Raw genomic sequence first — 15,574 nt, 5'->3', positions numbered from 1 at the left:
TCGTAACAGCAGAGATTTTTTTACAGTTCGACAATCTTCTTATCAAATTTAACAAATTCTTTATGTTTCGTTAAATTTAACATAACACTACTCCTTTATAGTATGAATATCAGCACTTATACAGAAAGGGGACTCCAACATGTTAGCAGCTTTCCAGCAACAACAAACACGAAAATTTTCACCTATCACAAATACTTCTGCATCTTGTTTAAACATGCAACCTAACCCGCCTAAAATTTCAATTGCTCCTTCTGTTATTTCAGTCATCGGTGTTCATATGGAAAAACATAAATTAAAAATAAAAACGGGACAAAACATTGTGTTAGCAGCTTCCATTTTGCCAATACAAGCAACGAATAAAGAGCTTATTTGGTCAAATATGAATTCTGATATCATCACCATATATCCAAAAGGTGACACCGTGACGATTACTGGAAAAAGTGCAGGTAAAGCAGTCGTAATTGTCACAACTGCTGAAGGCAAATTCCGTGACCTATGTGTCATTCACGTACAACCTTATATGACAAACCCAAAGTAAAAGAGTGGCTTCGTAGCCACTCTTTTACTTTGTTTCAATATTTGAGTTTTTACTTTTTACAAAGTTAATAAATTGTTCTTTATTTCTTGGAGAAATAATTTCTGTTTTTATGTGTATCGTAAACAATTTCAAGTCAGTCAAATGATAATGCATGAGTTGCTATTGGATTTTTCGTATTTGAAATTTGTTTTATATCTCGTATAAATATACGTTTTGTAATGAGACCCGATCTAATCGTAATTGTTTCTTTCCCGGCAATATATTTTGCCAAAAATCAACTCCAACTAAACAACATTGCTAATGGAATTGTAAAAAGCAAAAGAAAATATTCTCTCCCTACAAAAATTGGATATAACCATGTATCTTTTTTTGATGGAAATTCGATTTCCATCCCCCTTCTATGCCCATATTCCTATAAAACAAAAAGAGAAGTATCACAACTTCTCTTTGCTCCCCTAACATTATAATTCCTGTGTATACACCGGCTCGTTTACGACGTTTTTTGCTGTACGTTTTTGTTGCTGCAGTAAGAAAACAGATACACCAAACAATACGAGCATGCTACCGATAATTTGCATTGCATTTAATTTTTCTCCAAGTAAGAAGAACGCAAGTATAGATGCTCCAACAGGTTCTCCTAAAATACTCATTGAAATTGTCGTTGCATTTACATAATTTAATAGCCAGTTATTAATTACATGTGACACTGTCGGCACAACCGCAAGTAAAAGAAAAACAGTCCAATCCCACTTCGTATAACCTGTAAAGGGTACTTGTAATATGACATTATAAATCCCCATAAAAAGACCTGCGAACGCAAAGACTGTAAAGCTATAAATCCAGTGCGATACTTTCTTCACTGTCGTTTGCCCGATAAATAAATAACCGACAACCGCTATTACACTTAGAAAGGATAATATGTCACCATAAATTGCTTGCTTACTTAAACCTAAATCTCCCCAACCAATGCACATTACTCCTAAAATAGCGATTCCCATCGTTGCAATGGCTGAATATGTTGTTCTTTCTTTAAATAGAAAAAAACCTCCAACTAAAGATACGATTGGTTGAAGCGCCAAAATAATTGTTGAACTAGCAACTGTTGTATGCTTTAAAGATTCAAACCATAAAAGAAAATGAAGTGCTAAAAAGAAACCAGATCCAATTAAAAAGCCCCAATCTTTCATTTGAATCCTATTAAATTCCTCTCTTTTTTTCCATACGATAGGCAGCATAATAAGTACGATAATCCATAAGCGGTACATACTTAATATTGAAGATGGTGCTGAGGACATCTTTACAAAAACTGCTGCAAAGGAAATGGCAATTATAGAAATAGCCAATGGTAGTGCGATTGATTTTTCTTGTTTCAAATCCTGTCTCCCCTCTCACCTGTCAAAAATCCCACTTCATTATATCCGTTTTCTTTCGTAACTTAAATACTAATTTTTTAGATTCTTCGTACCATTATGGTAAAATAGAAATTAAGGCACCAATTAGTGAATATTTCTTTCCTTTTCACTACAAGCGTCGCTCTTACAATCGTTACAGTAAATTTTTATTTAGGGGGATCTACATGAGTCAAACAATAGGGAGAATTGAAGAAATTTCATTTTATAGCGCATCACTTCAAGAAGATGTTACACTTCTCGTTTATTTACCAGTAAATTACACACCACTGCACAAACATACAGTTGTAATTGCACAAGATGGTAGAGATTATTTTCAGCTCGGTAAAGCGCACCGTGTAATTGAGCGCCTTCGTGAAACCGAAGAAATTGACCGTACAATTATTGTCGGTATTCCATATAAAAATGTACATGATCGTAAAGAAAAATATTTCCCAAATGAAGTAAAAAATGCTGCATATATTCGTTTCCTTGCTCATGAACTTGCACCATATATTGATGAAAATTATCCAACGTATCAAATGGGAAAAGGTCGTGTTTTAATTGGTGATTCTCTTGGCGGAACAGTTTCCTTTATGACTGCACTTATGTATCCGCATACATTCGGTAAAGTCGTTATGCAATCACCATTTGTGGATGAGACAGTGATGAACTTAGCAAAAGAATTCAAAGATCCACAGGCGTTAGAACTGTATCACGTCATCGGTACAGAAGAAACGGCTGTAAAGCGTACTGATGGACAAGTATCTGATTTCGTAGGGCCGAACCGTGAGTTAAATACGCTTCTTACAGATAGAAACTTCATCACGCATTACGAGGAATTTGAAGGCAATCATACTTGGAAATATTGGCAGACTGATTTACCGAAAGCCTTCTCTCATATTCTATCAATGAAATAATAGAGAGCAGTATTCAGAATAATTTGATATAATAGATAAAGAGATTTATTTATCTCAAAATCTAACTAGACTTACAAAGGGAGGAATTGGAACATGAAATTAGGCATTGTAATTTTTCCATCTAAAATGATTCAAGATAAAGCGAACGGATTGCGTAAACGTTATGACCCGCACTACGCATTAGTTCCGCCACATATTACATTGAAAACACCCTTTGAGGCGCAAGATGAACAATTAGAGTCGATTGTAAACGAGTTACATACAATCGCAAGTAAAACGAACCCTTTCACCCTTCATGTTGGGAAAGTTGGTTCTTTCGCACCTGTTAATAACGTCCTTTACTTTAAAGTAGAAAAAACACCTGAACTTACTTTCTTAAATGAAGAAATGCATAGCGGGTTATTCACGCAAGAACGCGAATATGCTTTCGTACCTCATTTAACAATCGGACAAGGCTTATCAGATGCAGAGCATGCTGATGTGTTGGGCCGATTACGTATGAAAGATTTCTATTACGAACAACCAATTGATCGTTTCCATCTTCTATATCAATTAGAAAATGGAACATGGACTGTACACGAAACATTCCGTCTTGGAAAGGGGAACAACTAATTTGCACGCACAGATTGTACAAACGGACGAACAACTAAGAGATGCATTCTCTGTACGTAAACAAGTGTTTGTAAATGAACAACATGTCTCTGCTGAAGAAGAGTACGATGAGTTTGAAGAAACTTCAACACACGTTGTTATATATGACAATGATGTTCCAGTTGGTGCTGGGCGTTTTCGCATCCTTGATGGTATAGGAAAAATAGAACGCATTTGCGTGCTAAATTCCCATCGCAAAAAAGGCATCGGAAAAATTGTTATGGATTCGCTTGAAGCGTATGCAAAAGAAAATTCGCTACCAAAATTGAAACTTCACGCTCAAACACATGCTGAAGATTTCTATAAAAAACTTGGATATGTAACAAGTTCTGATGTATTTATGGAAGCAAATATCCCGCACGTCGTAATGATAAAAGAATTGTAATTTGAAAGCAGGAGGTGACCCCTCCTGTTTTTTTACATTGCTATTTTCTTTTTCTTCCGCTAAAGTTAAATGTTGATGCTATAGTTTTGAAGGTGAACATATGACACAAGAAAAATTTTCACAAAAATCGTTAACACACGCTGATATTCCACGTGCGACATATCATATTCCGAAAACATCTACCCATTTAATTATGGAAGAAGATGTAGATGCGGCTTATTTCCGTGCTCTCGAACAACAAAATGTTTTTTTAAACGAAAAACAATTAGAAGCCGTGCGCACAACAGAAGGTCCTGTTCTTACACTAGCTGGTGCCGGAAGCGGGAAAACATCTGTTTTAACAACTCGCGTTGGTTATTTAGTAAATGTAAAACAAGTTCATCCACGAAATATTTTATTACTTACATTTACACAAAAAGCAGCTGAAGAAATCCGAAGTCGTGTTGCGAAGTTACCAGGTATGAATCATGCAGCAAGTAGCTACGTTGTTGCTGGTACATTCCACTCTGTTTTCTTAAAATTGCTTCGTAGTCAAGGGTATAATCAGCAAATTTTAGCAAATGAAAAACATAAACAAATTATGATAAAGAAAATCTTAAAAGAATTGCGTTTAAAAGACGATTACGATGCGGAAACGATGCTCGCGATGATTTCACTTGAAAAAAACAAATTAAATCGTCCGAAAGATGTAAAAGCGAAAACACCAGTGGAACAAGAATTTAAAGAAGTATATGAACGTTTTGAAGAGGTAAAACAACGATACAATTATATTGATTTCGATGACATCTTATTGGAAACATATTATATGTTAGAAAATAATGCTCCTTTACTAACTCAATTACAACAACGTTTTCACTACATTGAAGTAGATGAGTTTCAAGATACATCCTATGCACAATATGAAATTGTAAAATTGTTAGCCACGCCAAGAAATAATTTGTTCATCGCAGGTGATGATGATCAAGCAATTTATGGCTGGCGAGGGGCAAGTCACCAAATTATTTTATCTTTTCCAAAAGAATTTGATAACACAACAATCATTGCACTAAATACGAATTATCGATCCAATCCCTTTATCGTCGGGCTTGGAAATGAAGTTATAAAATTAAATCAAGAACGTTTTGATAAAGAGCTATACTCCGTTCGTGAAGAAGGTGTACAACCTTTTTATGCAAGACCTGCTACGACTCTTGACGAAGCAAATCAAATTTTGCAGCTTATTCAAGAAAAAGTAGAGAGTGGTGAACGTAACTTTAAAGATTTTTGTTTACTGTATCGCACACATTCTGTAAGTCGTTCGTTACTTGATCAGCTTACCATTCATAAAGTCCCGTTTATTAAACACGGGGCGAGCCAATCATTTTATGAACATTCTTTAATTAAGCCTGTATTAGATCATTTAAGACTCGTGATTGAGCCGTTTCGACTAGAATCACTTTCAAACATATTGCCGACGATGTATATCGGACGTGATGATTGTATTTCATTTATTGAACGTGAACAATGGAAATATGGTGAGGGGCGCTTCCCTTCTCTTCTTCATTTCTTACTATTAAATCCAAGCTTAAAACCTTTTCAAGTGAAAAAGGTAAATGAGCGCATCGATTTTATTAAATTTATTAAAGAATTAGAACCGAAAAAAGCATTAAAAGAAATCATTCATGGTAAAGGAAAATATTTAGAATACTTACAAAGTAACGATCGTTCTTCCTTTACGATGCATAAAGACATACAAGAAGAAATGTTGGAAGAATTAATGGAGTCTGCAACTCGTTTCACCGATATTCCAGCTTATTTACAATTTATCGACGAGGCGATTCAAGGTCAAAAAGAAATGGAAGCATTAAAAACAATGCCGCAAAAAGATGCCGTTTCACTTATGTCAATCCATAACGCAAAAGGCCTTGAATTTCCATGTGTCTTTTTACTTGGAGCAAGTGATGGAATCCTGCCTCATACTTCTTCTTTAAAAGATGCAAATGATCGTGTTACGGAAACTTCTGAAGCGTTAGAAGAAGAACGCCGATTACTGTATGTCGCCATTACACGTGCGAAAGAAGAACTTTATATTTCTTCTCCGCAATTTTTCAGAGGAAAGAAATTAGATATATCTCGTTTTTTATATACTGTGCGAAAAGATTTACCTGAAAAGACATCCACTAAATAAGGATGTCTTTTTTTATATCACGTTATGTACATCCCTCCTATATAAATTCCTTGTTTTTATCGTGAGAATTAACGTAATATCAGCCATATTCCACTCATATTGTAATAGTGTATGTCAGAACTCACGAGAAGGAGTGAACATAATGAGCTGCAATTGTAATGAAGATCATCAACATGAGTGTGATTTCAACTGTGTATCGAATGTTGTTCGTTTTATACATGAACTACAAGAATGTGCAACGACAACATGTGGATCTGGTTGCGAAGTTCCATTTTTAGGTGCACATAACAATGCATCAGTAGCGAATACACGTCCTTTTATTTTATACACAAAAACTGGAGAACCTTTTGAAGCATTTGCACCATCTTCAAGCCTTACTAGCTGCAGATCTCCCATTTTCCGCGTAGAAAGTATAGATGATGATGACTGTGCTGTATTGCGTGTATTAACTGTAGTTTTAGGTGATGGTACCGCTGTACCACCTGGTGACGACCCAATCTGTACGTTTTTAGCTGTACCAAATGCAAGACTAATATCAACCTCCACTTGCATTACTGTTGATTTAAGTTGCTTCTGCGCTATTCAATGCTTACGCGATGTTTCTATTTAAAACTAAATAATGAGTTAAGCATGGATTGGGTGGCAGAATTATCTGCCACCCAATCCATGCTTAACGAGTATTCTTATGTAAATTTCTTAAAATTGGGAACTTGTCTAGAACATAGAACCTGTCCTTTTCATTAACTGAAAGTAGAAACAGATAAAGGAGTGAAAAACATGTTCTCTTCTGATTGTGAATTTACTAAAATCGATTGCGAGGCGAAGCCAGCTAGTACACTACCTGCCTTTGGTTTTGCTTTCAACGCGTCTGCACCTCAGTTTGCTTCACTATTTACACCACTATTATTACCTAGCGTAAGTCCAAACCCAAATATTACTGTTCCTGTAATAAATGATACAGTAAGTGTCGGAGATGGCATTCGAATTCTACGAGCTGGTATTTATCAAATCAGTTATACATTAACAATTAGTCTTGATAACTCACCTGTTGCACCAGAAGCTGGTCGTTTCTTCTTATCATTAAATACACCAGCTAATATTATTCCTGGATCAGGTACAGCAGTTCGTTCTAACGTTATTGGTACTGGTGAAGTAGACGTATCCAGCGGTGTTATTCTTATTAACTTAAATCCTGGTGACTTAATTCAAATTGTGCCAGTTCAGTTAATTGGAACTGTAGACATTCGTGCTGCAGCATTAACAGTTGCACAAATTAGCTAGTAAAAAGCGGTATTTCTAATACAGAAATACCGCTTTTTATATATAATAAAAAACACTCACAGTAGCATGAGTGTTTCATTCTTCATATTGTTTTATTGTGTTCTTCTTTTTCCCACAATTGCATCCCTTTTTCTTCACAAATCCTTGTTGTTGTAATTGTTCTTGATATGCCTGTTGTTGTGCTTGGTGTTGTTGCTGTATATGATACCACTGCTGCAGGTCATATGAATTTTGCCTTGGATTATTGCTCACAGCAAACATCTCCTCTACTGTCAATTCTGTCTATTTACTATATGAACAACTCTTTATTTCCGTTCCCTCATTCTTTTAAACTCCGCTTTTTCTCTTATTATGAAAATATATTATTCTCCCATAAAATATCCTGTAATCGTTTCAATGATTGCTGCTGCTCCTGCAATAGCTAATAATGCAAGTAACGGTTCTGCAACGATAGGGATCCAATTATATAAGACTAATAAAAAAGCACTAACCCATACACCTGTACACCAATAACAGCTTAACAATTCGCCAATCCACTTTCTTAATCCTTTACCTTTCACTTTTGTAAACGTTGATACACTTCCATCTGGCTCCGTAATCTCTAATTCATCAATAAATGGTCTTCGCAAAAAGGCTGTAATTTTATCATAAACAATTAAACGAGTGAGCCTAAAAGCAGCTAACGCAAAAATAAAAAATAAAAGCCAGCTTGTAAACAGCATGATTCCACCTTCCCTTATCCTCTTTCGCCTATTTAAAAAAAAAGGTCTTGAGATTGTGACCAAATCTCCTCGACTCCAATATCTTATTAATGTAAATACAAACAAGAAGATAAGGAGTGACATTAATGAGTTGTAACGAAAATAAACACCATGGCTCTTCTCATTGTGTAGTTGACGTTGTAAAATTCATCAATGAATTACAAGATTGTTCTACAACAACATGTGGATCTGGTTGTGAAATCCCATTCTTAGGTGCACACAATACTGCATCAGTAGCGAATACACGCCCTTTTATTTTATACACAAAAACTGGAGAACCTTTTGAAGCATTTGCACCATCATCAAGCCTTACTAGCTGCCGTTCTCCAATTTTCCGTGTGGAAAGTGTAGATGACGATAGCTGTGCTGTACTACGTGTATTAACTGTAGTTTTAGGTGACAGTTCTCCGGTACCACCTGGTGACGATCCAATTTGTACGTTTTTAGCTGTACCAAATGCAAGATTAATATCTACAACTACTTGCATTACTGTTGATTTAAGCTGTTTCTGTGCGATTCAATGCTTACGCGACGTTTCTATCGTAAAGTAAACTAAAAAACTATTGGGGTGGTAGAAGCTTTCTACCACCTTTACATATTTAAAAACCGGCCATACTAATCGATTGGATATCATCTATAGACAGCCTAATATCTCTCATACTATTTTGCGGCATAATAGATACAATGCCATTTCGATACGATATGATCGATCCAACATATGAGACTGTAGCTGTTTTTATTCTGCACCTTACTTTCGGAATGTAATGAGGGCGGTTTAGTAAAAAATGAATTTTTTCATCATTATTCATATCCTTAAATGATTTATTATACGGGACAGTTCTTACTGGTTCTGGTTCTTGCTCTTCTTGCTCTTCTTGTTCTGCGTGTTCTTCTTTTTCTTCTATTTTTTCTTCCACTTGCTGCTCTTCTTGTTGTTCTTGTTCTATTACCTCTTCCACAGCACTACTTACAATATTTTCTTGTCTATTACTTTTCTCTTTTTGATCTTCATTTTCAAAGTTTGTCAGAATAATCCTTTTTATTTTCGGTGCAGCAAGTTCTAAACTTACTTGCGTGATATATAACAACGGTTTTCCAACTGTTGAACTTTTATTTTTATTCTTCACACTCGTCCCTCCCACTTCCATACGTAGCTAAATAAATCGTGTACTATTATAGTTATATTCATCACGTGGTAAGAACTTTCGTTAAAAATCGTTCTTTCTCAGAACAAATAAAAAGGACAATCTCAGCATTTAGAGATTGTCCTTTAAAAATTAATATTATATTTATCCTAGGATATGATACCCTGAATCAACATGAATGTTTTCTCCTGTTACACCGCGTGCTAAATCACTGAATAGGAATACTGCTGTATCGCCAACTTCTTCTTGCGTTGTTGTACGACGAAGTGGTGCGCGCTCCTCAATTTCTCTTAAGATTGAGTTGAAATCGCCTACGCCTTTTGCAGATAACGTACGAATTGGTCCTGCAGAAATAGCGTTAACACGAATACCGTGTTGACCTAAATCGTTCGCTAAATATTTCACGCTCGCTTCTAATGAAGCTTTCGCAACACCCATAACGTTATAATTTTTCACAACGCGCTCGCCACCAAGGTATGTTAACGTTAAAATATTTCCGCCTTCTGTCATTACTTTCTTCGCTTCTCTTGCTACAGCTGTTAAAGAGAATGCACTAATATTTTGTGCAAGTAAAAATCCATCGCGAGAAGTATCTACAAATTCACCTTTTAAGTCATCGCGATTTGCAAAAGCAATACAATGTGCTACACCGTGAATAGTACCTACTTCTTGTTTAATTGTTTCAAAGCAAGCTGTAAGTTCCTCATCATTCGTTACATCACAAGGTAATACAAGTGATTCTTGTCCTTCTAATGTGTCCGCTAATTCACGAACGTTTCTTTCTAAACGTTCTCCTGCATATGTGAATATTAATTTTGCACCTGCATTATGCAAAGAGCGAGCAATTCCCCATGCAATACTTCTTTGGTTCGCAACGCCCATAACAACAAATGTTTTCCCTTGTAATAGTTCCATGATATATCCTCCCAGAAATACTTATACTTGTTATTAGTACCTGATACTATAATTATAGTACCATAAAACCGCTTAAAGGCAAACAAAAAAGTCATTAACAGAAATTTGTTAATGACTTTTGGTTTCTATAAAAAAACGCTCTAATCCTTCTTCCCAAGACGACATTTGTGAAAAACCATTTAATCTTAGCATGTTATGTTGAAAAATAGAATATTTGGGCCTCGCAGCCGCAGCCCCGAATTCTTCCGTTGAAACAGGTAATACATTCACTTTCATATTGGCGTACAAAAATATCTTTTGTGCAAATTCAAACCAAGAGCATGAACCTCTGTTTGATACGTGGTATGTACCGTATAAAGAAGTATGAATGAGCTTATTAATAACCATATTCAAATCCGCCACATACGTAGGAGAGCCAATTTGATCCGCTACAACAGATATTTCATCTCTTTCTTTTCCTAATCGCATCATCGTTTTCACGAAATTATTCCCATATTTACCATATAGCCACGATGTGCGAACGATAAAATATTTATTATGTAACTCTTTGACGAACTGCTCCCCCGCATACTTAGAGGCCCCATATATATTTATCGGCGCTGGACTATGAAATTCGTCGTATCCATCTGGTCTGGCGCCTTGAAATACATAATCAGTACTAATATAAACTAGCTTCGCCCCTACTAATTGTGAAGCAACCGCTACATTTCGAGCTCCGATTGCATTTATTCTATATGCAAGATCCTGTTCTTTCTCCGCATGATCTACTTTCGTATAGGCAGCACAATGAATAATTATATGTGGTTTTATTTCTTGTACCACTTGTTGTATTCGGGATATATTTGTCACATCTAATAATTTTTTATCAAATGGATATATATCATATTCTTCAGAGTCTAACTCTTCAAATAGTTGCTTTCCTAATTGACCGTTTGCTCCTGTTATGATAACCCTCTCTTTCATTTAACATGCCCCTTACTAATCTTTTAGTGGTTTCCACCATTCCTTATTCTTTTCATACCATTTCACCGTCTCTTGTAATCCTTGTTCAAACGTATATTTTGGTTCCCAATCAAATTCATTCTTCATTTTCTCTGCATCAATCGCATAACGACGATCGTGCCCTAAACGATCTGTAACATATTTAATTTCTTTTTTTGTTTTTCCTAAAAGATTAATAATTTGTTCCACAACTTCTACATTTGTTTTTTCATTATTTCCACCTATATTATATACTTCTCCTACACGTCCCTTATGCAAAACAACGTCAATCGCACTGCAATGATCCGTTACATGTAGCCAATCTCTTACATTTAAACCATCACCATATAACGGTAATTTTTTTCCTTCTAGTGCATTCGTAACCATTAATGGAATTAATTTTTCAGGATACTGATACGGTCCATAATTGTTAGAACAACGCGTTACTATAACCGGTAATTGATATGTTTTATAGTAAGATAGAGCTATCATGTCCGCGCTCGCCTTACTTGAAGAATATGGACTATTTGGAGCTAACGGCGTTTTCTCTGTGAACTTCCCTGTTTTTCCTAAAGAGCCATACACTTCATCTGTTGACACTTGCACAAATTTTATATGCGAATATTTTTTAATTAGTTCTAATAAAGTAACCGTCCCAATTACATTTGTATCATAAAAAGGAATCGGATTTTCAATACTACGGTCCACATGTGATTCAGCTGCAAAATTTACAATCACTTGTACGTCCCGCTCTTTTATAACATGTTCTAATAGCTCTCCATTTTGAATTTCTCCCTTTACAAAAGAGTAATTCGGGTGATCCTGAAGAGATTTTACGTTATTTAAATTCCCGCTATATGTTAATGCATCGTAATTAATAATTTTATATGTTTCATAACTTTGTAGCATGTAATGAACGAAATTACTCCCAATAAATCCAGCCCCACCTGTTACTAATATATTCATAAACAACGCTCCTACTTAAAAACTATCTTCATATTCCTCTAATAATGGTAATATCTGATCCTTATCGGACAATATAGGATCGGTTACTGGCCAAGGAATTGCTAAATCTTTATCTTCCCAAAGTAATCCTGAGTCATGCTCTGCGCTATAATATTCATCTACTTTATACATAACGATAGTATGCGGAACAAGCGTGCAAAATCCATGCGCAAACCCTTTTGGCACTAGTAATTGCCGATGGTTATCTGCACTTAAAATATATCCTTTCCATTGTTTAAATGTTGGTGATTTTTTTCGTAAATCAACGATAACATCATAAATTGCCCCTTGCATAACTTGAATGAGTTTCGTTTGTGCTTTCGGTTTTTTTTGAAAGTGTAGTCCCCGAATCGTTCCTGCCTTAGCCGAATAAGATACGTTATCCTGTACAAATGAATACGTTATCCCTAATGTTTCTAGCACCTGCTTATTATAACTCTCTGAAAAAAAGCCACGCTCGTCTCCAAACAACCTCGGTTCTAACAATTTTGCATCGGTAAAATTTGTTTCTACAACTTTCATATTCTCACCTATTCTCCGTTAAACTGTTTCCCAAAATTAATATCACGCGCTAACGTATTCGCCTTTTGAAGCGAAGCATGAGTTCCCGCATCAGTCCACCAGCCGTTCATTTCATTATAAGTAAGTACCCCTCGTTTTAAATACCAATTATTTATATCTGTAATTTCAAGTTCTCCCCGTGCAGAAGGTTTTAATTCTTTAATATAAGAAAAGACTTTCGAATCATACAAATAAATTCCCGTAACCGCATAAGAACTTTTTGGCTCTTTCGGCTTTTCTTCAATTTCAACTATTTTTCGGTTTTGAATATGTGCTACGCCAAATCTTTCGGGATCTTCTACAGATTGCAATAGCACTTTCGCACCTTCTTCTTGATTTGCAAACTCTTCAACATACGGAAGAATATCATCTGAAAAAATATTATCCCCTAATATAACTACCATACGATCATTCCCGACGAAATCTTCACAAAGCCCTAACGCCTGTGCGATTCCGCCCGCTTTATCTTGCACACGATACGTAAAGGACACTCCAAATTCATGACCACTCCCTAGAAAGCTAACAACATCCCCCATATGTTCTTTACCTGTAATAATCATAATATCTGTAATATCGCATTGTTTTAGCTTATATACCGCATGATAAATCATTGGATACCGACCAACAGGAAGTAAATGTTTATTCGTTACTTTCGTTATTGGATATAATCTCGATCCAGTACCACCTGCTAAAATAATTCCTTTCACTTTGCATCTCTCCTTTATGATGGAGATAATATATCTTTGTAATGTTCTACAAACACTTTCCGGTACTTCTCATATGTATCCGCATCAAACTCATCCCCGTTGTAATGAATACACCATAAATTTGCTTGATTTGGGATACCAATTAAATAACCAGCCCTTTGAAACTCTAAAGACTGTGACACATCATAAAAGTGAAACCCTTGAAACAAATCTTCTCGCCACGGAATATCATACTGCGTTGCCATGAATAAGCCATCAATTGCCTGAACTGACAAAAATGGTTGATTATCATAAAAAACCTGATCTAAATTTAATAATTGATAATTCCATCTTCTATACTCAATCACTTTCCCTACTAAATTTTTTCCTTCCCACCATATCCCGTTATTCGGTAAAAACTGAGCCCCAGCGACTCCTATTAAACCAAGCTTTTCATTTTCTTTAAAAAGAGATATAAGTGTAGAAAACATGTCTCGATTAATAAGATATGTATCTTGATGTATATACACTTTGTATTTCGCTGGATATGAAAGGGCTCGGTTGTATGCACTCGCCATACTTTGTGCATCTCGTATCGGAAAAATTTGTACGACATAACCAGGGGGAACAAAAATGTTTCTTATTTGGCTCTCACATTGTTTGAAAAGCTCCTCATTATTTACACAAACAACGACTAATATTGTATGATCTTTCATTTTTGTCCCCCCTTTTATTCTTCCTTATTTATATCTGACATATAGTGTTCCACAAATATTTTTCGATACTTTTCATAGTTCGTCATATTCACATCAAAATGATAATGGATACACCAAGCATCGCGCTGTACAGGTACACCAACTGTATATCCTGCTTTTTTAAATTCAAACGATTGAGATACATCATAAAAATCAAATCCGTCAAATAAGTCTTCTCGCCACGGAACATCATATTGTGTCGCCATTAATAAACCATCAATACATTCTACAGGAATAAATGTTTTTGATTCATGATACGGTTGTTCTAAACTTGCCATATAAAACAAATCATTCATATAACCAATGACCTTTCCTACAATTCCACGCCCTTCGTTCCATACACCAGTTGGAGGAACATATTGCGCTCCAACCATCCCAATCATACCAAGATGTTCATGTTCCTCAAATAATTGAAGTAACCCGTATAAAAAGGCTCTATTTATAATAAAAACATCTTGATGTATATACACTTTATACTTTGCTGGATGCGAAATGGCTTGATTGTATCCACTCGTCATACTTTTCGCATTTCGAATCGGCATAAATTGGACAATATATCCTGGCGGTACTAACAATTGCAATATATGTCGCACGCAGTTTGCATACAATTTCCGATCATTTATACATGTAACAAATAATATTGTTTTGTCTGCAGCACTCATAATTGTGATTTTTCAGCTTCAATAATATACTGAAATACAACTGTCTCAGCCATGAAGCCACTTCCAAGACGATATTTTTTACAAATTCCATATAACTCCTCAATAAGCGGCTCATACATTTTATGATCAACATATACACGATCTACTTTACTAATTGAATATCCTGCTTTTAAAAACATTCTTAGCATTTCATTGAATGTAAAGAAACGAATATGTGTTTTATCTAATAAACCATATTCTGTATACGTCCAATTTCCAGCAAGCAAGGGAGCTAATACTGAAATATGAGCAACGTTTGGTATACTTGCTAAAATCACACCATTTTGCTTTATATATGGCTTTACTTTTTCTATTACAGCCCATGGATTAAATAAATGCTCTAATACATCCCCAAATATGACGCAATCAAATTGCCCCTCCTCATAAGGAAGATCTATTTTTTCTATATCCCCTAAAATAACATGATCTAGTCTTTCCTTCGCTTTTTCTGCCGCCTCTGGAAATGCCTCAATTCCTGATACACGTGTACCGTTTTCTTTAATAGCTGCTCCCAATGCACCGCTCGAGCAACCAATATCAAGAACTTCTTTCCATTCCTTTTTTATATGCTTTAATAAATTCGGATTCGCTGCATTATAATAATGCTCGGATTTTTCTTCATATAAAGAACTTTTTTCGCGACTCATTTCACACACTCCTTATGCAAATTGAATTAGAAATATAAATCTCATATGAATTCTATAAAGTGCAGATTTTGTTCATCCCCCACTGAT

The 15,574-nt window shown here is 35.5% G+C and carries 20 protein-coding genes and 1 pseudogene; 8 read left to right on the top strand and 13 right to left on the bottom strand.

Translation table 11 applies throughout. From position 1 onward, the window contains the following. Window positions 1-139: 139 nt before the first annotated feature. The gene (locus ACTFP3_RS02675) at window positions 140-538 is read left to right on the top strand and encodes an Ig-like domain-containing protein (RefSeq protein ID WP_000878730.1); all 399 of its coding nucleotides are present in this window, start codon (window positions 140-142) and stop codon (window positions 536-538) included. A gap of 24 nt (window positions 539-562) precedes the next feature. On the opposite strand, the pseudogene ACTFP3_RS02670 reads toward ACTFP3_RS02675, so the two are convergent. Both ACTFP3_RS02670 and ACTFP3_RS02665 read right to left on the bottom strand, forming a co-directional pair. Then, window positions 563-923, bottom strand: a pseudogene (locus ACTFP3_RS02670) (PH domain-containing protein). A gap of 76 nt (window positions 924-999) precedes the next feature. Continuing rightward, on the bottom strand, window positions 1,000-1,911 hold the full coding sequence (locus ACTFP3_RS02665; protein WP_000806939.1) for a DMT family transporter: 912 nt from the start codon (window positions 1,909-1,911) through the stop codon (window positions 1,000-1,002). Between the two features lie 203 nt (window positions 1,912-2,114). Here ACTFP3_RS02665 and ACTFP3_RS02660 point away from each other — a divergent pair, with 203 nt between their 5' ends. The 6 genes from ACTFP3_RS02660 (at window position 2,115) to exsF (ending at window position 7,330) form a co-directional block, all read left to right on the top strand. Further along, window positions 2,115-2,846, top strand: a complete 732-nt coding sequence (locus tag ACTFP3_RS02660; RefSeq protein WP_000084013.1) for an alpha/beta hydrolase — start codon at window positions 2,115-2,117, stop codon at window positions 2,844-2,846. A 93-nt stretch (window positions 2,847-2,939) separates the two neighbouring features. Continuing rightward, window positions 2,940-3,458: a YjcG family protein gene (locus ACTFP3_RS02655; RefSeq protein ID WP_000765863.1), complete on the top strand. Its 519-nt coding sequence runs from the start codon at window positions 2,940-2,942 to the stop codon at window positions 3,456-3,458. Between the two features lies 1 nt (window position 3,459). Beyond that, entirely contained in the window at window positions 3,460-3,882 is a 423-nt protein-coding gene (locus tag ACTFP3_RS02650; protein ID WP_025687711.1) for a GNAT family N-acetyltransferase, read from the top strand. Window positions 3,883-3,982: 100 nt separating this feature from the next. Beyond that, entirely contained in the window at window positions 3,983-6,049 is a 2,067-nt protein-coding gene (locus tag ACTFP3_RS02645; protein WP_149215045.1) for an ATP-dependent helicase, read from the top strand. A 142-nt stretch (window positions 6,050-6,191) separates the two neighbouring features. Further along, a complete protein-coding gene (gene cotY / locus ACTFP3_RS02640) occupies window positions 6,192-6,659 on the top strand; it encodes a spore coat protein CotY (protein ID WP_001277719.1) in 468 nt (155 codons plus the stop codon). Between the two features lie 167 nt (window positions 6,660-6,826). After that, the gene (gene exsF / locus ACTFP3_RS02635) at window positions 6,827-7,330 is read left to right on the top strand and encodes an exosporium protein ExsF (protein ID WP_000492939.1); all 504 of its coding nucleotides are present in this window, start codon (window positions 6,827-6,829) and stop codon (window positions 7,328-7,330) included. A gap of 75 nt (window positions 7,331-7,405) precedes the next feature. Here the strand turns inward: exsF and ACTFP3_RS02630 are convergent, their stop codons facing one another. Both ACTFP3_RS02630 and ACTFP3_RS02625 read right to left on the bottom strand, forming a co-directional pair. Beyond that, window positions 7,406-7,591 carry a hypothetical protein gene (locus tag ACTFP3_RS02630; protein ID WP_029948404.1) on the bottom strand — a complete coding sequence of 62 codons (186 nt, stop codon included), beginning with the start codon at window positions 7,589-7,591 and terminating at the stop codon, window positions 7,406-7,408. Between the two features lie 101 nt (window positions 7,592-7,692). After that, window positions 7,693-8,052 (bottom strand): DUF1360 domain-containing protein, encoded by a 360-nt coding sequence (locus ACTFP3_RS02625; protein ID WP_000899662.1) that lies wholly within the window; start codon window positions 8,050-8,052, stop codon window positions 7,693-7,695. Between the two features lie 125 nt (window positions 8,053-8,177). Between ACTFP3_RS02625 and exsY the strand changes: the two genes are divergently transcribed. Further along, window positions 8,178-8,642 carry an exosporium assembly protein ExsY gene (gene exsY / locus ACTFP3_RS02620; RefSeq protein WP_001277744.1) on the top strand — a complete coding sequence of 155 codons (465 nt, stop codon included), beginning with the start codon at window positions 8,178-8,180 and terminating at the stop codon, window positions 8,640-8,642. A gap of 48 nt (window positions 8,643-8,690) precedes the next feature. Here exsY and ACTFP3_RS02615 read toward each other — a convergent pair whose 3' ends face one another. The 9 genes from ACTFP3_RS02615 to ACTFP3_RS02575 all read right to left on the bottom strand — a co-directional run bounded on the left by ACTFP3_RS02615 (window position 8,691) and on the right by ACTFP3_RS02575 (window position 15,487). Further along, entirely contained in the window at window positions 8,691-9,239 is a 549-nt protein-coding gene (locus ACTFP3_RS02615; protein WP_002023550.1) for a spore coat CotO family protein, read from the bottom strand. Window positions 9,240-9,380: 141 nt separating this feature from the next. After that, window positions 9,381-10,151, bottom strand: a complete 771-nt coding sequence (gene fabI / locus ACTFP3_RS02610; RefSeq protein WP_000421886.1) for an enoyl-ACP reductase FabI — start codon at window positions 10,149-10,151, stop codon at window positions 9,381-9,383. Between the two features lie 108 nt (window positions 10,152-10,259). After that, the gene (rfbD, locus tag ACTFP3_RS02605) at window positions 10,260-11,114 is read right to left on the bottom strand and encodes a dTDP-4-dehydrorhamnose reductase (RefSeq protein WP_033695712.1); all 855 of its coding nucleotides are present in this window, start codon (window positions 11,112-11,114) and stop codon (window positions 10,260-10,262) included. Between the two features lie 15 nt (window positions 11,115-11,129). Further along, window positions 11,130-12,098 carry a dTDP-glucose 4,6-dehydratase gene (gene rfbB / locus ACTFP3_RS02600; RefSeq protein WP_440009248.1) on the bottom strand — a complete coding sequence of 323 codons (969 nt, stop codon included), beginning with the start codon at window positions 12,096-12,098 and terminating at the stop codon, window positions 11,130-11,132. A 15-nt stretch (window positions 12,099-12,113) separates the two neighbouring features. Further along, window positions 12,114-12,659, bottom strand: coding sequence for a dTDP-4-dehydrorhamnose 3,5-epimerase (gene rfbC, locus ACTFP3_RS02595; protein ID WP_000869415.1), 546 nt, complete (start codon window positions 12,657-12,659; stop codon window positions 12,114-12,116). A gap of 8 nt (window positions 12,660-12,667) precedes the next feature. Next, window positions 12,668-13,405 carry a sugar phosphate nucleotidyltransferase gene (locus tag ACTFP3_RS02590; RefSeq protein WP_326263387.1) on the bottom strand — a complete coding sequence of 246 codons (738 nt, stop codon included), beginning with the start codon at window positions 13,403-13,405 and terminating at the stop codon, window positions 12,668-12,670. Between the two features lie 14 nt (window positions 13,406-13,419). Beyond that, entirely contained in the window at window positions 13,420-14,100 is a 681-nt protein-coding gene (locus ACTFP3_RS02585; protein WP_088363099.1) for a glycosyltransferase family protein, read from the bottom strand. Between the two features lie 14 nt (window positions 14,101-14,114). Next, on the bottom strand, window positions 14,115-14,801 hold the full coding sequence (locus tag ACTFP3_RS02580) for a glycosyltransferase family protein (RefSeq protein ID WP_001271180.1): 687 nt from the start codon (window positions 14,799-14,801) through the stop codon (window positions 14,115-14,117). Continuing rightward, window positions 14,798-15,487 carry a class I SAM-dependent methyltransferase gene (locus ACTFP3_RS02575; protein WP_000085805.1) on the bottom strand — a complete coding sequence of 230 codons (690 nt, stop codon included), beginning with the start codon at window positions 15,485-15,487 and terminating at the stop codon, window positions 14,798-14,800. The genes ACTFP3_RS02580 and ACTFP3_RS02575 overlap by 4 nt, the downstream gene beginning before the upstream one ends. Window positions 15,488-15,574: the final 87 nt, after the last annotated feature.

The sequence above is a fragment of the Bacillus cereus group sp. MYBK5-2 genome (genome assembly GCF_051915685.1).
Classification (GTDB): domain Bacteria; phylum Bacillota; class Bacilli; order Bacillales; family Bacillaceae_G; genus Bacillus_A; species Bacillus_A cereus.
The sequence above is the reverse complement of the archived record's forward strand: the minus strand, read 5'-3'. Positions and strand labels throughout refer to the sequence as shown.

Coding starts and splice junctions, on each gene's coding strand:
- cotY (WP_001277719.1), top strand. CDS start 6,192: ATGAGCTGCAATTGTAATGAAGATCATCAACATGAGTGTGATTTCAAC.
- rfbC (WP_000869415.1), bottom strand. CDS start 12,659: ATGAAAGTTGTAGAAACAAATTTTACCGATGCAAAATTGTTAGAACCG.
- fabI (WP_000421886.1), bottom strand. CDS start 10,151: ATGGAACTATTACAAGGGAAAACATTTGTTGTTATGGGCGTTGCGAAC.
- ACTFP3_RS02575 (WP_000085805.1), bottom strand. CDS start 15,487: ATGAGTCGCGAAAAAAGTTCTTTATATGAAGAAAAATCCGAGCATTAT.
- rfbB (WP_440009248.1), bottom strand. CDS start 12,098: ATGAATATATTAGTAACAGGTGGGGCTGGATTTATTGGGAGTAATTTC.
- exsY (WP_001277744.1), top strand. CDS start 8,178: ATGAGTTGTAACGAAAATAAACACCATGGCTCTTCTCATTGTGTAGTT.
- rfbD (WP_033695712.1), bottom strand. CDS start 11,114: ATGAAAGAGAGGGTTATCATAACAGGAGCAAACGGTCAATTAGGAAAG.
- ACTFP3_RS02585 (WP_088363099.1), bottom strand. CDS start 14,100: ATGAAAGATCATACAATATTAGTCGTTGTTTGTGTAAATAATGAGGAG.
- ACTFP3_RS02645 (WP_149215045.1), top strand. CDS start 3,983: ATGACACAAGAAAAATTTTCACAAAAATCGTTAACACACGCTGATATT.
- ACTFP3_RS02580 (WP_001271180.1), bottom strand. CDS start 14,801: ATGAGTGCTGCAGACAAAACAATATTATTTGTTACATGTATAAATGAT.
- exsF (WP_000492939.1), top strand. CDS start 6,827: ATGTTCTCTTCTGATTGTGAATTTACTAAAATCGATTGCGAGGCGAAG.
- ACTFP3_RS02625 (WP_000899662.1), bottom strand. CDS start 8,052: ATGCTGTTTACAAGCTGGCTTTTATTTTTTATTTTTGCGTTAGCTGCT.
- ACTFP3_RS02675 (WP_000878730.1), top strand. CDS start 140: ATGTTAGCAGCTTTCCAGCAACAACAAACACGAAAATTTTCACCTATC.
- ACTFP3_RS02655 (WP_000765863.1), top strand. CDS start 2,940: ATGAAATTAGGCATTGTAATTTTTCCATCTAAAATGATTCAAGATAAA.
- ACTFP3_RS02615 (WP_002023550.1), bottom strand. CDS start 9,239: ATGGAAGTGGGAGGGACGAGTGTGAAGAATAAAAATAAAAGTTCAACA.
- ACTFP3_RS02630 (WP_029948404.1), bottom strand. CDS start 7,591: ATGTTTGCTGTGAGCAATAATCCAAGGCAAAATTCATATGACCTGCAG.
- ACTFP3_RS02660 (WP_000084013.1), top strand. CDS start 2,115: ATGAGTCAAACAATAGGGAGAATTGAAGAAATTTCATTTTATAGCGCA.